Origin of the sequence: Porphyromonas sp. COT-290 OH860, from assembly GCF_000768935.1 — a bacterium.
Lineage (GTDB): Bacteria > Bacteroidota > Bacteroidia > Bacteroidales > Porphyromonadaceae > Porphyromonas.
Map to the genome: position 1 here is coordinate 1 of NZ_JRAR01000051.1, position 15,222 is coordinate 15,222.

13 protein-coding genes and 1 tRNA gene are annotated in these 15,222 nt (G+C 50.8%); 3 read left to right on the forward strand and 11 right to left on the reverse strand.

Going from position 1 to position 15,222, the window contains the following annotated elements:
- Positions 1-384 precede the first annotated feature (384 nt).
- Both ruvC and HQ41_RS05230 read right to left on the reverse strand, forming a co-directional pair.
- On the reverse strand, positions 385-969 hold the full coding sequence (gene ruvC / locus HQ41_RS05225) for a crossover junction endodeoxyribonuclease RuvC (RefSeq protein WP_044188884.1): 585 nt from the start codon (positions 967-969) through the stop codon (positions 385-387).
- A 6-nt stretch (positions 970-975) separates the two neighbouring features.
- Complete coding sequence (locus tag HQ41_RS05230; RefSeq protein ID WP_044188886.1) at positions 976-1,293, reverse strand: DUF4286 family protein; 318 nt, start codon at positions 1,291-1,293, stop codon at positions 976-978.
- Positions 1,294-1,417: 124 nt separating this feature from the next.
- Here HQ41_RS05230 and HQ41_RS05235 point away from each other — a divergent pair.
- The 3 genes from HQ41_RS05235 to HQ41_RS05245 all read left to right on the forward strand — a co-directional run bounded on the left by HQ41_RS05235 (position 1,418) and on the right by HQ41_RS05245 (position 4,640).
- Positions 1,418-1,491 (forward strand) — tRNA-Ala (locus HQ41_RS05235).
- 317 nt (positions 1,492-1,808) lie between these two features.
- Entirely contained in the window at positions 1,809-4,268 is a 2,460-nt protein-coding gene (locus HQ41_RS05240) for an FAD-dependent oxidoreductase (RefSeq protein WP_044188889.1), read from the forward strand.
- Positions 4,269-4,286: 18 nt separating this feature from the next.
- Positions 4,287-4,640 (forward strand): MarR family winged helix-turn-helix transcriptional regulator, encoded by a 354-nt coding sequence (locus tag HQ41_RS05245; RefSeq protein WP_081964766.1) that lies wholly within the window; start codon positions 4,287-4,289, stop codon positions 4,638-4,640.
- 91 nt (positions 4,641-4,731) lie between these two features.
- On the opposite strand, the gene metK is transcribed toward HQ41_RS05245, so the two are convergent.
- The 9 genes from metK to HQ41_RS05290 all read right to left on the reverse strand — a co-directional run bounded on the left by metK (position 4,732) and on the right by HQ41_RS05290 (position 14,886).
- Positions 4,732-6,024, reverse strand: a complete 1,293-nt coding sequence (metK, locus tag HQ41_RS05250) for a methionine adenosyltransferase (protein WP_044188893.1) — start codon at positions 6,022-6,024, stop codon at positions 4,732-4,734.
- Between the two features lie 326 nt (positions 6,025-6,350).
- A complete protein-coding gene (sufD, locus tag HQ41_RS05255) occupies positions 6,351-7,556 on the reverse strand; it encodes a Fe-S cluster assembly protein SufD (RefSeq protein ID WP_081964767.1) in 1,206 nt (401 codons plus the stop codon).
- Complete coding sequence (gene sufC / locus HQ41_RS05260; RefSeq protein WP_044188899.1) at positions 7,525-8,277, reverse strand: Fe-S cluster assembly ATPase SufC; 753 nt, start codon at positions 8,275-8,277, stop codon at positions 7,525-7,527. Before sufC ends, sufD begins: the two co-directional genes overlap by 32 nt.
- Before the next feature lie 19 nt (positions 8,278-8,296).
- Positions 8,297-9,082, reverse strand: coding sequence for an autotransporter outer membrane beta-barrel domain-containing protein (locus HQ41_RS05265; RefSeq protein ID WP_044188902.1), 786 nt, complete (start codon positions 9,080-9,082; stop codon positions 8,297-8,299).
- Between the two features lie 29 nt (positions 9,083-9,111).
- The gene (sufB, locus tag HQ41_RS05270; RefSeq protein ID WP_044188906.1) at positions 9,112-10,557 is read right to left on the reverse strand and encodes a Fe-S cluster assembly protein SufB; all 1,446 of its coding nucleotides are present in this window, start codon (positions 10,555-10,557) and stop codon (positions 9,112-9,114) included.
- 238 nt (positions 10,558-10,795) lie between these two features.
- Positions 10,796-11,912, reverse strand: a protein-coding gene (prfB, locus tag HQ41_RS05275; protein ID WP_152567350.1) for a peptide chain release factor 2 whose coding sequence is annotated in 2 segments (ribosomal slippage) — positions 10,796-11,848 and positions 11,850-11,912 — 1,116 coding nt in all. Because the reading frame shifts where the segments join, the coding sequence is not laid out codon by codon here.
- 5 nt (positions 11,913-11,917) lie between these two features.
- Positions 11,918-13,759, reverse strand: coding sequence for a long-chain fatty acid--CoA ligase (locus HQ41_RS05280; protein ID WP_369794222.1), 1,842 nt, complete (start codon positions 13,757-13,759; stop codon positions 11,918-11,920).
- Between the two features lie 300 nt (positions 13,760-14,059).
- A complete protein-coding gene (locus HQ41_RS05285) occupies positions 14,060-14,404 on the reverse strand; it encodes a DUF4180 domain-containing protein (RefSeq protein WP_044188916.1) in 345 nt (114 codons plus the stop codon).
- 62 nt (positions 14,405-14,466) lie between these two features.
- A complete protein-coding gene (locus tag HQ41_RS05290; RefSeq protein WP_044188919.1) occupies positions 14,467-14,886 on the reverse strand; it encodes a VOC family protein in 420 nt (139 codons plus the stop codon).
- Positions 14,887-15,222 lie beyond the last annotated feature (336 nt).

Here is a 15,222-nt window from a genome sequence, read left to right on the forward strand (position 1 = left end):
GATTTGATGCGGTTGCCCTGGAAAAACTGCCTCAAGCAGCAAAAACACAACTCTAGAGAACTGAGGCAACGAAGGGGGTGATTGTGCAATAGTCTCATATAGATGTTTGTGTTCGTATTCTGGGCGTTTGCAGAGTTTTTTCGCCTTGCTCTTGACTTTCCTTCCCATCAATTCTCCCCGATCAGTGGACATATCTCCACGGATTGATCCATCAACCCAAGAGGATCAGTCCTTCGATTTCTTAAAAAGTTCGATTGCCCTTTAGGAATGTAGCGAGGCTCTTTTGGTACTCTACACGGAGGGTGCGGAGATGCTAGGCCCAATTGGACGCATATCCCTCGGGCTTGTATGATACACCGCTATCGCCCTGCTGGAGCTGGGGGATTACTTTTTAGGTCTAAGGCCTTGTATGCGTTCGGGGTTTTGGCGGACAAAGTCCGACCAGTTTTTAGTTGCGGAGCTAGAGGCACTTGTCATGGGAGAGGAGGTTAAGAAGTGGTGGCAGAGGGCTGCTGCTAGTCCATCGGTGGCGTCTAGTTCCTTGGGCATGGAGCTTGGGGGGATTTTGAGGTAGCGCTGTAGCATGCCTGCTACCTGCTCTTTGGAGGCATTGCCATTGCCCGTAATGGCTTGCTTGATGCGCATAGGGACATACTCGGTAATGGGGATGTCATACTTGAGAGCCGCCGCCATAGCTACGCCTTGCGCACGACCGAGCTTGAGCATACTCTGCACATTCTTGCCGAAGAATGGAGCCTCGATCGCTAGCTCGTCGGGATTGAACTCCTCGATTAGCCCAGAGATACGATCGAAGATGCGCTTGAGGCGCATATAGTGGTTCTCCATTTTGTCTAGATGGATTACCCCCATGGCTAGTAGCTCGGCCTTGTTGCCGAGGACACGGATCAGCCCGTAACCCATGATGATGGTACCGGGGTCTATACCGAGAATGATGCGCTCGCCTCTCATCCGCCTCTAGAGCTGTTCAAGCTCCATCAGTGTGGTGAAGCCTACGACTGACTGGCCGAACTGGCGAAGGAGCTGCTCTGGGTAGATACGTCCTTGGTCTGCCAGATAGGTCGATAGCTCGCTCTGGCTAGAGGCGACGAACTGTAAGGCATAGCTTAGAGTAGGCTCGTCGCTTGGGGCGGTGACAACGCGCATCAGGCGTGCATCGGCGAGGATACCATGGGCTAGAGTGCCGGGAATGTAAACCTCTTTGACGAAGCGGAGAAAATCATCTTTGATCCTCTCCTCTATGACGAATGTCGTGTTGTAAACGATTTGTATCATGACTGTTCTATATAGGTACGCCTCTACTATGGTGCAGTATTTGGTCGCAACTCCTCAAAAAAATCTACACAAAGATACGATCAATTGAAAATATTATGTACCTTTGCAGTGCAAATCAGACCAAGGGGTATTAGCTCATCTGGCTAGAGCGCGACACTGGCAGTGTCGAGGTGAGCGGTTCGAGTCCGCTATACTCCACAGATCCCCAAGTTAGGACTAGAGGTGGTACAGATCCACTTCTAGTCCTTTGTCTTTGGCGTAGGTCGGTTTTTAGGCATCTACACACAGAGCTTCATCAGGGCTCTGCTCCAATCTACCATTTGTAGAGGAACACCCGTACCGATTGTCCGACCATTTCTAGTCAAGTATGGCTATCTATCTGCCATACGCATCCAATGGAAATATTATCATATCCTATGAAAACAAAATAGAGAGAAGGATAGTTATTGGGATATAGAGCTCGTTTGCAATAGCGACAACAAATCAAAATTTATCATACTCAATAAAAAGAAACTATGTCTAAGTATCTGATCGTAGGTGGTGTAGCTGGTGGCGCTACTGCGGCCGCCCGTATGAGGCGTCTTGATGAGCATGCGGAGATTGTGCTCATAGAGAGTAGTGCCTATATCTCCTACGCCAACTGTGGTCTACCATATTATATAGGTGGCACCATCAAGGATCGTAGTAAACTATTTGTGCAGACCCCAGAGAGCTTCGGTGTACGCTTTGCTCTCGATGTCCGCACACAGCAGACCGTCACGGCGGTGTATCCCGATGAGCATACCGTAGAGATACGGCGTGCCGATGGCTCTATCTATCGTGAGAGCTATGACAAGCTATTGCTATCTCCCGGAGCGATGCCTATTGTCCCCAAGATAGAGGGGGCTGATCTGCCCGGGGTATTCACGATGCGTACGGTAGAGGACACCGACCGCATCAAAACTTTTGTCAATGAGCATAAGCCCCGTAGGGCTGTGATCGTGGGTGGTGGATTTATCGGCCTAGAGATGGCAGAGAACTTGCATGAGCAGGGGATGCAGGTTAGCGTCGTGGAGCTTGCTCCTCAGGTTATGGCTCCAATAGACTTCTCTATGGCCAGCTTCGTACATGCCCATCTGCGTGAGCATGGGGTAGGGCTGTACCTAGGGCAGGGGTTGGAGCAGATTGCCTCTACGGCCTCTGGTGCACTCTCGCTTCGCCTGTCTACTGGCGAGCTACTAGAGGCAGATATTCTGCTGCTCTCTATTGGCGTTCGTCCCCGAACGGAGCTGGCCACTAAGGCTGGTATAGCACTTGGTGAGCGAGGTGGGATCAAGGTCGATGCGCACTTCCAGACTTCGGCGGCAGATGTCTATGCCGTTGGCGATGCTATTGAGTATCCGCACCCTATTACTGGTCAGCCTTGGCTCAACTACCTAGCAGGGCCAGCCAATCGACAAGCTCGTCTAGTAGCCGATGCTATGGTGACGGGTAGCTCGGAGCCATACGAGGGATCTATCGGCACATCTATTGCCAAAGTTTTTGACATCACGGTGGCTGCCACGGGCCTACCGGCTAAGGCGCTCAAGCAAGCTGGTCTACCCTATCAGTCGGCCACTATTCACCCCTCTAGCCATGCGACCTATTACCCCGGAGCTCATCAGCTCACACTTAAGCTTACTTTCGACCCCAAGACTGGTCGTATCTATGGCGCTCAGGCCGTAGGGATAGAGGGGGTAGATAAGCGTATTGACTCAATTGCTCAACTAATCAAAAACTCAGGTACTGTCGCCGACTTGGTCAAGACGGAGCAGGCCTACGCTCCGCCCTTTGCTTCAGCCAAGGATCCCGTAGCTTTGGTCGGCTATGTTGCCTCCAACATTATCTCGGGCAAGGTCAAGCCCCTCTACTGGCGTGATCTAAATCCCGAGGATCTAGGTCAGGCAACGCTCGTCGATGTGCGTACCCCTGCCGAGTATCAGCTGGGGCATATCCCGGGGGCGATCAATCTACCCGTGGACGAGCTACGTGGCTTACTCGATAGACTAGACCCTATGCGTCCCATATACGTATATTGTGCAGTAGGTCTTAGGGGGTATTTGGCGTCGAATATCTTACGCCAGAGAGGTTTCGCCGATGTGCGTAATTTGGTGGGAGGCTTCAAACTATGGAGTGCAGCCACTGCCGACTACAATGCACCTGCACGCCCACGGGAGGTAGTCTCTGCTGCTGCCTCCTACCACACGGCTCAGAGCGATAAGCCTTGTACAGAGATTGATGCTCGTGGCCTATGTTGCCCGGGACCAATCGTTACCCTTGCCAAGGCTATGCAGGAGCTGGAGGTGGGCGACCGCCTACGCCTCGTCGCTACCGACCCCGGATTTGTGCGTGATGCCAAGGCATGGTGCCAGACTACGGGTAACCGCTTCGTAGAGGGTGGGGGAGATAGAGGTGACTACTATGTGACTATCGAGAAGGCCGATCGTACAGCTGCGTCCGAAGCCTCATGTTCTTCATCTGCTCAGCCACAGGGTAAGACCTTCATTCTCTTTAGCGATGACTTGGACAAGGCTCTAGCTACTTTCGTTTTAGCCAACGGAGCGGCTGCTACGGGAGAGAAAGTAACTATATTCTTTACATTTTGGGGCCTTAATGCCGTAAAACGGGGCGGTATTGTACCACCTAAAAAAGATATTTGGGGCAAGATGTTTGGCTTTATGTTACCCAAAGACAGCACAGGATTGGCATTAAGCAAGATGAATATGGGAGGGATTGGCTCGTGGATGATGCGCCGTGTGATGAGGGCGAAAGGCGTTGATTCACTGGAGGCTCTACGTGATCAAGCCATAGCAGCAGGTGTCGAGTTTATCGCCTGTCAGATGTCGATGGATGTGATGGGTATTAGTCGTGAGGAGCTCCTTCCAGAGGTGACGATAGGAGGTGTGGCTACATATATGCAACGTGCTAATCAAGCCAATATAAATCTTTTTATATAATTTTGTTTCGGTAAAATTATGGAAAAGATTCAGACAATCTGTTTAATGCGCGACCTATTTCTTGGGTTGAGGCAGCTAGAAGACCAACTAATCGAGCAAGTAGGAGTAGACCTCAATGAGGCGATTCTTCTCTGTGCTTTAGGTTCAGATAGTAGACTTTCTACAGAAGTTTCTCGTCTGACGGGCTTCTTGCCTGCGCACACATCCAAGTTACTTGCCAGCCTAGAGCGTCGTAATCTTATCAAACGCACGGCTGGGAGCGTAGACCGTCGTCAGGTGGTGTGCCAACTGACGGAAGCTGGACTTAGTAGCCTAGAGACTCTTAGAGGACTAGAGCTAGACTATCCTCCTACACTGCAGAAGTTGCTGTAGGAGCTTCTAGGGAGTAAGAAGGAAATAGCCGGTTGTAGATTTGTATTTGATCTACAACCGGTTTCCCTTTTATTAGCTTAGCTCGTGGCTCTTATAGGCCAAAGGCTGCTTTGATCTGCTCCACGTAGTCGAGCCTTTCCCATGTGAAGAGCTCTACCTCGCACTCCAGTGTGCCACGATGATAGGTTGGGAAGTGCTTGGTTACGACACGTGGCTCACGACCGAAGTGGCCGTATGCCGCAGTTTCTTCGTACATTGGTTGGCGGAGCTTGAGGCGCTGCTCGATGGCGTAGGGGCGTAGGTCAAAGAGAGCGACGATGCGATCGGCGATCTCGGCGTCGCTCAGCCCGATCTTTCTACTACCCTTGGTATCTACATAGATATTAATAGGTTGGGCTACCCCGATGGCGTACGAGAGCTGTACGAGCATCTCGTCTGCTACACCGGCTGCTACCATATTTTTAGCGATATGACGAGCAGCGTATGCTGCCGAGCGGTCTACCTTGCTAGGGTCCTTGCCCGAGAATGCACCACCACCATGAGAGGCTCTGCCGCCATACGTGTCTACGATGATCTTGCGCCCGGTCAGACCTGTGTCGCCGTGAGGGCCACCGATGACGAACTTGCCAGTGGGATTGACATGTAGTTTGAGGTTTGAGTCGAATAGCTTACTTACCTCTATGCCATAATTAGCCTTAACGCGAGGCAGAAGAATCTGCTCTACATCGGCTTTGATGCGTGCTTGCATCGCTAGGTCTGCCTCGGCAATAGCCTCGAGGCTATCATTGGCGGGCTTGATGAAGTCGTCGTGTTGGGTGCTGATGACAATGGTGTCGATGCGCACGGGTTGGTGTGCCTCGTCGTACTCTACCGTTACTTGGCTCTTGGCATCTGGGCGTAGGTAAGGCATTAGGTGAAGCTCCTCCTTGCGGATCTTTGCCAGCTCAAGTAGCAGGGCATGGCTTAGGTCAATGGGTAGAGGCATATAGTTCGGTGTTTCGCAACAGGCATAGCCAAACATCAGACCTTGGTCGCCAGCGCCCTGATTTTCTCTATCGGCACGATCTACTCCACGGTTGATATCTGCACTCTGCTCGTGTAGGGCAGAGAGAATGCCACAGCTATTGGCGTCGAAGCAGTACTCACTCTTGGTATAGCCAACTCGGCGAATAACATCACGTGCCGTAGTCTGTACATCTACGTAAGCCTCGCTCTTAATTTCGCCAGCCAGCACAACCTGCCCAGTGGTTACGAGTGTTTCGCAGGCTACTTTGCTCTCTGGGTCTAGAGCCATGAATTGGTCTAGGACGGCATCAGAAATCTGATCCGCCAGTTTGTCGGGGTGTCCCTCCGATACGCTCTCGGAGGTAAATAGATACTTCATATTATCTCAGTTTTTATTGTTGATATATCTGATATGCCCATACGGTATCACTGAGTGAAGCGGTGCAAGTAGAGTGGAAAGCTAAAGGGGAAATAACTACAAATCTCTAGGGCAAGGACTGCCGATGGGTTAGTTCAATAGAAGTAGTTACTACGATTTAGCATTTTTTCTCGTGGTTGCAAGCAGCTCAAATCTCTCCACGTTTGGGTTATTTGTCGCTACAAAGGTACGAATTAAATGCAAATATCCAGCCCACTCGTCCCAAAGATTTGTCGGGACTGGTGGGCTGGATAGATATTAACGGCTTATCTGCGGCTCTTCTTTGCCTAGAATGTGAAGCGGCTGGCGACCTGCTCTCGGAGGCTGTCACGTAGCTCTTCACGCTCGATGAGCTGGAGTACGTCTTCGGCGAAGGCGATACTTAGTAGTCGCTTGGCTTCGTCCTTGGCGATACCACGCTGACGCATATAGAAGAGTGCGCTCTCGCTGAGCTGACCAGTAGTCATACCGTGGCTGCACTTCACGTCATCGGCATAGATCTCCAGCTGGGGCTTAGCCTGCATGCGTGCCTCGCTGCTGAGGAGTAGGTTTCGATTGTTCTGATAGGCCTGCGTCTTTTGGGCATCTTGCGCCACGAGAATACGGCCTGTGAAGACTCCATAGCTACGGTCGGATAGTACGTACTTGAATAGTTCATTGCTCGTGCAGTGAGGCACTGAGTGAGCGATATAAGAGCTGTTGTCTACGTGCTCATCGTCCGAAGCGATCACGATACCACCGAGCGATAGTGAGGCATATTCGCCTGCAAGGTCGCAGTAGTAGTTGTTGCGTGTTTTGCCAGAGTGCAGGGAGATGAAGTTGAGATTTGCTACACTCTCTCCTTCTTGATGCAGATGAAGTGTGCTGATGCGCTGGGCTACAGCAGAGCTGTCTTCGATGTCTGTAAGGCTGAGCTTGGCAGCACGACCCACATAGATCTCTGTACTCTGTAGACTCACACTACGATTGGCCGAGCGATTGCGGTCATAACCCACTATCTCTACCTCCGCCTCGTCCTCTACGACGATGATGAAGCGACTGAGCAGCATCGCCCCAGTGGGGGCTTGCTCTAGTAAATAAGTGTAGTTGAGCGGTTGGGCGAGTTTAGCTCTCTTGGGTAGATAGACCAAGAAAGCGTGATCGTCTAAGCCCTCAATAAGTGCTTGTAGTGGGTCTTCGTCGGTGGAGTAGATCTTAGGCAGATTGCCCTTGAAGCCACTTAGCGGCCCTATGTAAGCACCCTCGGGGAGTTGTAGCTCCTCGATATTGTATTGGTAGCTCCCCTCTGTAATCGTCCATTCTCCCTCGAGCATCGCCGAGAGGTCTGTGCGCTGATAAGCCTCGGAGTGGTATGCGGGCAAGCCGATCCGCCTAAATCTCTGTAGTGCTACCTGCCTGCAGGGGCATAAGTCTGCAGTCTGGGCGAGCGCTGCGAGCTGTGTTTCTAACTGTCCCATCGGCTTATTCTCCCACTTCGTCCTTGATCCAGTCATAACCCTTTTCCTCGAGTAGCAGAGCTAGCTCGGGTCCCCCGCTACGCACGATGCGTCCGTTGTAGAGCACGTGTACGAAGTCAGGCTTGATGTAGTCGAGTAGTCTTTGGTAGTGCGTGATGACAATCGTGCTGCGCTCTGGGCTGCGTAGAGCGTTTACCCCATTGGCTACGACACGTAGAGCGTCGATGTCTAGACCGCTATCCGTTTCGTCGAGGATAGCGAGCTTAGGCTCTAGCATAGCCATCTGGAAGATCTCGTTGCGCTTCTTCTCACCGCCAGAGAATCCTTCGTTCACCGAGCGGCTGGCGAGCTTATTGTCTAGCTCCACGAGTGCACGCTTCTCCTTCATCAGCTTGAGGAAGTCGCTAGCAGAGATAGGCTCCTGACCAGTGGCCTTGCGATGCTCGTTTACGGCCGCACGCATAAAGTTTACCATACTTACCCCGGGGATCTCTACTGGGTACTGGAAGCTGAGGAAGAGTCCACGATGAGCACGCTCCTCCGGCTCGAGCTCTAGGATATCTTCGCCCTCGAAGCTCACGGAGCCACCCGTCACTTCATAGGCAGGGTGACCCACAAGTACAGAGGATAGCGTGCTCTTACCAGAGCCATTGGGACCCATGATGGCGTGGATCTCGCCGGGCTTAACCTCTAGGTTGATGCCCTTGAGTATTTCTTTATCGCCGATGTTGGCTTGCAGATTTTCTATTCTAAGCATTTTATATGTTGATGTTTATTTAATATCTCGTTGTTCTTTTGCCGAAGATGTAGTACAGCCAATCGAAAAGAGTAATTACTCCTTCGTTGATCTCCTTACTGTCTAGGAAATTGACTTTGACACCTAGCATAATATTGTGCCTCAAACCATTTGTCCTAAGGGATATGCTACTTAGTGTGCTTGGCTCTGTGCCGAGGAAGCGTAACGATGAACCGATAGGCAAGCGTGGATTGTATTCCGCAGTCAGGGAGAGGAATGAAAACACTTTGAGGTCTAAGCCTATCGAAGGCGAGAGGCTGATTCTCGATAGATCGCCAGTTTGGATCCAGTTGATGCCATTGCTGCTACTAGACATATCTCCGACCTTACCAGAGTGTTCGAAGGTCCATATCCCCGATAGGCCCACATAGGGAGAGATGATACGTGCTGGGCGCATATAGTACCTAGCACCCAGCTCTAGCCCCCCGACCTTGTAGTCGAGATCCCAGACGTCAAGCGACTCGCCCATTAGATTGCCAAAGATAGATATGTCGGTACGTGGGAGGAATACTTCCGCTCCGATGTTCCCAACCTCTTCCCAGCCGTGCCTACGTACCTCGGTGTTTCTCTTGACAGCGGTAAGGTTGCTCGCCCCAATTGATGCAGAGAGTGACCACACTCGTCTAGGTTTGCTAGGCTTGAGGATAGGCATCTGTAGGACTGGGTCTGGTGCCTGTGGACTCTGAGCGAGCAGGCTTACGCAGCCAAGCAGGCACACGAGCAGATAGCTTATTCGCCTAGAGATCAATCTTTGTAGCGCAAACATATCGCAGTCTGTTGCTTTGATTTATTCGATTAGCCGACAGAACCCTCTAGCGAGATGCTCAGTAGCTTCTGAGCTTCTACGGCAAACTCCATCGGTAGCTTATTCATTACTTCCTTTGCGTAGCCATTGACGATGAGTCCTACGGCTTCCTCCACACCGATACCACGCTGCTGGCAGTAGAAGATCTGGTCTTCGCTGATCTTGCTGGTCGTGGCCTCGTGCTCGATGATGGCTGTGTCGTTGTCCACTTGTACGTATGGGAAGGTATGAGCTCCGCAGAGACTACCGAGTAGTAGGCTATCGCACTGCGAGTGGTTGCGTGCGCCAGTAGCGTTCTTACCCACTTGCACCAGACCACGGTAGCTATTTTGGCTATGTCCTGCGCTAATACCTTTGGATACGATGCGGCTACGGGTATTCTTACCTAGGTGTATCATCTTGGTGCCTGTGTCGGCCTGCTGATGGTTGTTGGTGACAGCCACTGAGTAGAACTCGCCCACCGAGTCGTCTCCCTTGAGCACACAGCTGGGATACTTCCATGTGATAGCCGAACCGGTCTCTACTTGAGTCCAGCTGATCTTGGAGCGGTCGCCACGGCAGATGCCACGCTTGGTTACGAAGTTGTAGATACCACCCTTGCCTTCCTTGTCGCCGGGGTACCAGTTCTGCACAGTAGAGTATTTGACCTCGGCATCTGTCTCGGCGATGATCTCTACGATAGCTGCGTGTAGCTGGTTCTCGTTGCGCTGTGGGGCGGTACAGCCCTCCAGATAGCTCACGTAAGCACCCTCGTCAGCTACGATGAGCGTGCGCTCAAACTGACCCGTATTGATCGCGTTGATACGGAAGTATGTGGATAGCTCCATAGGGCAGCGAACACCCTTGGGGATATAGACGAAAGACCCGTCGCTGAAGACTGCGGAGTTGAGCGCAGCGAAGAAATTGTCCTTCACGGGCACTACCGTACCTAGATACTGACGTACGAGCTCGGGGTGTTCCTTAACTGCCTCGCTGAAGGAGCAGAAAATAATCCCCTTCTCGGCGAGCTTCTCCTTAAATGTCGTCTTAACCGAAACAGAGTCCATCACGGCATCTACAGCGATACCACTTAGGATCTTCTGTTCGTGTAGCGGAATGCCGAGCTTCTCGAATGTTTTGAGTAGCTCTGGGTCTACTTCGTCGAGGCTCTTGGGGCCGTCCTTTTTCTTAGGAGCGGCGTAGTAGATGATATCCTGATAGTCGATAGCAGGGATATTGAGCTGCGCCCAATCGGGCATAGGCATCGCCTGCCAAACCTTGAATGCATCTAGTCTATATTGTAGTAGCCACTCAGGCTCTTCCTTCTTGGCCGAGATGAGGCGAATGGTATCCTCTGTGAGTCCTTTGCCTATGGTCTCGGTGTCTATATCGGTGGTGAACCCGTACTTGTATTCGCCTGAGGTTACCTCGTCTATAATATTATCGTTCTCTTGCATGAACTTTTATTTACCGTTAAGTTATATTCACTCCCAATTACAACACCCACTGCGGATAAAGTGTTTTGACCCTCGTTAAAAGTCGGAGTAGGGGAGCCTTTATTTGAAGCTGCAAAGGTAGGTAATTTCAAGATATTGAGTGTGTCGCATAGATGACACAGCCAAGGGGCAGTGTCCAGCTGGTAGGCTAGACGCTGCCCCTTGGCGTATCGTTGCTAGGTTCTACGTTGGTTGAGCTTTACTCGGGCTTCTCGGCAAACATCATTAGGTAGGCCTTGATGAAGTCATCGATATCACCGTCCATGACCGCATTGACGTTGCTGGTCTGGTGGTTCGTGCGGTGATCCTTGACGCGTCTGTCGTCGAAGACATAGCTGCGGATCTGCGCCCCCCACTCAATCTTCTTTTTCCCTGCCTCGACCTCGGCCTGTGCTCGGCGTCGCTTCTCCAGTTCTTTGTCGTAGAGCTGGGAGCGTAGGAGGCGCAGAGCGTTCTCTCGGTTGTCTGTCTGCGAGCGGCTCTCGGTATTCTCGATGATGATCTCTTCTTCCTGACCAGTGTCGGGGTCACGATAGAGGTAGTGTAGGCGCACGCCAGTCTCTACCTTATTGACGTTCTGCCCACCAGCTCCGCTCGAGCGAAAGGTGTCCCAGCTTAGATTGGCGGGATTGACCTCAATCTCGATAGTGTCGTCCACTAGTGGCACGACGAAGACTGAGGCGAAACTCGTCATACGCTTGCCTTGAGCATTGTAGGGTGATACACGCACGAGGCGGTGTACGCCGTTCTCACTTTTGAGGAAGCCATAGGCTTGGTCACCCTCTATCTGCATCGTCATAGTTTTGATGCCTGCCTCGTCACCGTCCTGCCAGTTGGTGATGGTGGCTTGGTAGCCTTGTTTGTCTGCCCAGCGGCGGTACATGCGTGCCAGCATCTCCGCCCAGTCTTGGCTCTCGGTACCACCTGCGCCAGCGTTGATCTTGAGCACTGCTCCGAGTTTGTCCTCCTCGGCACGGAGCATATTGCGTAGCTCGATTGCCTCGAAGTGCTCAATGGCTTGGCGGTAGGCTTCTTCTACCTCCTCCTCACTTGATATGCCTTCTTTGCAGAACTCTAGGGCGAGCCTAACCTCCTCGGTCAGTCGCTCGGCCGTGTCGTAGCCCTCGATCCAGCGCCGTAGCTCCCCCACTAGACGCATCTGCGCCTCCGCTCGGGTGCGGTCTTCCCAGAAGTTGGGGTCGGCAGTTCGTAGCTCTTCTTCCTCCAGTTGTATGCGTCTGTTATCGACGTCAAAGATACCTCCTCAGCGCAAGCTTGCGCTCCAACAGGGCATTCAGTTGGTCTGTCGTTATCATATTTATTATTGTGGTTCTACTGTTCGTATGTTGGCTTCCTCATACATCTTGGCGATCTGCTCGGCGTATTTCTTGGCCACCACCGAGCGTTTGATTTTGAGAGTGGAGGTCAGCTCGCCACTCTCGATAGTGAAAGGAGTGGAGAGGAGAGTAAAGTGCTTGATCTTCTCATACTGAGCTACGGAGCCTAGGGCATGCTCGATGTGCGCCATCATCAGACGATACACTTCATAGTCCTTAGCTAGCTCCTCTTCGCTGCGCTCCGTGTCTACCCCTCTGTCCTTCGCTTCTTTGCGCAGGATCTCCCAGTTGGGGTAGATCAGTGCGCTGACGAATTTGTATCCATCGCCGATGATAGCTACCTGCTCGAAGATGGGATCCGTGGCCAGTAGCCCCTCGAGCATCTGTGGGGCGATGTACTTGCCATTGGCAGTCTTGAAGAGGTCTTTGATGCGCTCGGTGAAGTAAAGCACACGCCCCTCTAGGCGGCCTGCATCGCCAGTGCGGAAGAAGCCGTCGGCGGTAAAGCTCGTGGCGTTAGCCTCGGGGTTGTTGTAGTACTCGGTGATGATCGTTGGCCCCTTGAGCTGAATTTCGTTGGTTGCAGGATCAATGCGTACCTGTACATGCTCGAGGATCTCGCCCACGGAGTCTATCTTGAAGCCTTGGAGCGGACAGAAGCTAACCGTAGCCGTAGACTCGGATAGACCATAGCCGAAGCAGATCGGGATACTCACCGACTGCAAGAAACGATTGACCTCTACCGATAGCGATGCGCCCGCTACAGGAAAGAAGCGGCCTCGCTGCAAACCTAGCACACGTTTGAGCTTGGTAAATAGTGTATTCTTGTAGAGCTTGTAGAGGAGGCTGACGTGTAGAGGGGCCCGTTTACCTTCGTTGTAGTAATGGAGCTGATATCGCTCGCCGATACTGATCGCATGCCGCAGGATCTTCTGTTGCAGAGGGGAGGCTTGGCTGATTTTGTCTTGTACGCCAGCGTACACCTTCTCCCAGAAGCGAGGTACGTTGCACATCATCGTTGGCTTAATCTCTGGCAGTGCTTGTAGGATTCGCTTAGGATCTTTGAGAATGGCTGTGGTGCAACCCATGTAGAGGCAGAAATACACCCATGTCTTCTCGAAGATATGGCTATGGGGCAGGAAGCTCATGCTTACGTCCTTGGGAGTGACGAAGCGGAAGAGTTTCTCGTGCACCTCAATCTGTTTCATGAAGTTGCTATGGCGCAGTACTACGCCTTTGCTTCTACCCGAGGTTCCTGAGGTGTATATAATCAGAGCCATATCGTTGGATAAGGCCTGCGAGGCGGTTACGTTGGCTTTGTTTTCGTTGGTCTTGGAGTCGCCACGGCGAATGAATTCGTCGTAGTACATAGAGGTCTTGTCCTCGGGGTGTAGTACGACATTGTCGTCGAAGATGATGATGCGCTCGAGGGTGTTGCTGCGCTGCTGTACCTCGAAGGCATTGTTGTACTGAAACTGCTCGCCGACAAACATCAGCTTCAGCTCTGCGTCCGACACGATGAAGTCTACTTGCTCTGGGGTGCTGGTGGCATAGAGGGGGACGGAAACTCCACGCATCATATAGAGCCCAAACTCTGCCATCACGCCATGGACCGCATTGGGCGAATATATCCCCACTCTGTCGCCGGGCTTGATGCCCTCTCGAGCTAGCGCCTTAGCTGCATCAAGGCACTTATCGGCGACTTCCTCACCATTGAGGCTTAGCCATACCGATTTGAGTGCGTCGTAGTAGCGAATAATGGTTTTGTGCGCAAAGCGTGTGCGTAGGCGCTGCGGATACTCCGCCAGATGGTATAGCTTATTCATCATATCAACTTTCGTATTTAGTTATCAAATCATAGAGAGAGCCACCTGTCTACACAGCCCTCCACATATAACAAAGGTACAAAAAGCCTCGTGACTGCGCTACTTTGCTCTTTGAGGGGCAAATAAAAAGAAGCGATACAATGGGAGCCTTTTGCCGTGTTATTATAGACCGAGCAATGTAGGGGTAGCCACTGGGAAAGGACTACTTCACACGATTGGGGAGGGTAAAGAGTAAGGGGAAACAATACACAAGAAGACCAGCCAACGTCTGAAAAACTTGCCAGAGGGAATAGGATAAGATTACAAGATATTGCTTAAGTCTTTGATAAAGTTGATTTGTTTGCCTTTGTTAGATTCAAAAATAAAGTCGTTAAGGCTCTTGCTGTTGTATTCGGAAAAATCGCCAACAATAATCAAAGGCATTTGGTATTGCACGAATTTTTGAAGTATATCCCCTGCTATTTTAGTTTTTAAGTCAAAAAAATCAGGTGTGATATTCTCTTTATGGATAATGAGTTTGTTAAAGCCTTGATAGTACAGGTTCCCCAACAAATCTAATCCATCCTCAGTAGATCTTAAGATTAATTTGTCGGTTATAATTTCAGCCACTTTTGTATTGTCTACATTGTGAGTTTTAATTTTCATGCAGCGTTCATTATTGTTAATCCCTTAATACTGTCTGTTCTTTGGTCATTGTGTCTGACGAATTACATAACAAGATTTCCTTCATGGTCAATCTGCCAAAACGGATTGTAGGCTACCTCGAATACATAGCCGTCCAAATCCTTGAAATAGCCGCTATAACCACCCCAAAACACTTTCTGAGCAGGTTTCACAATGGTCGCTCCTAGCCGTTCGACTTCCTGCATCACAGCATCGACTTCTTCCTCCGAAGTGGCGTTATAACTGATTGTCATGCCTGGAAAGGCTGTCTGTTGGTGCGTTAATGTTGTATCCTCTTCAAGTTTCGGCAGTGGGTACAATCCCAAAACTATCCCACCCAAAGGGAACAGAGCATAGGCTTCCTGACTCTGTTCGGATTTCTTCCAACCCAAGCCTTCGTAGAAAGCCAATGCCTTTTGAAAGTCTTTCACTCCCAATGTGATTAAAGTGAATTTCTGCCTCATAACTTATTCTGTTACTATGCGGTTTACTGCAAAGCTACTTATAAATAGTAAGTAAGCAAGTAAGATTGGAAGAAAACATCTTTTGCGAATGTTTGATTGCCGATAGTTCTTCTTGCAGTAGTCGGTTGATGTTGGAGAGTAGGTAGCTTTTTATAGCGACACGTAGAGGTCGCCGAGATTTATATTTTAGCTCAAATTTCAGAATGTTGATGAGAGAAAAGCTTTGAAGGAGGACAAAAAGAGACCGTTGCACGGCATTTTGCCTGTTTTCGGTTAGAAACATTGTATATATCTCTGATTATTACTATCTTTAATATGTAATTAACTGTATTGACA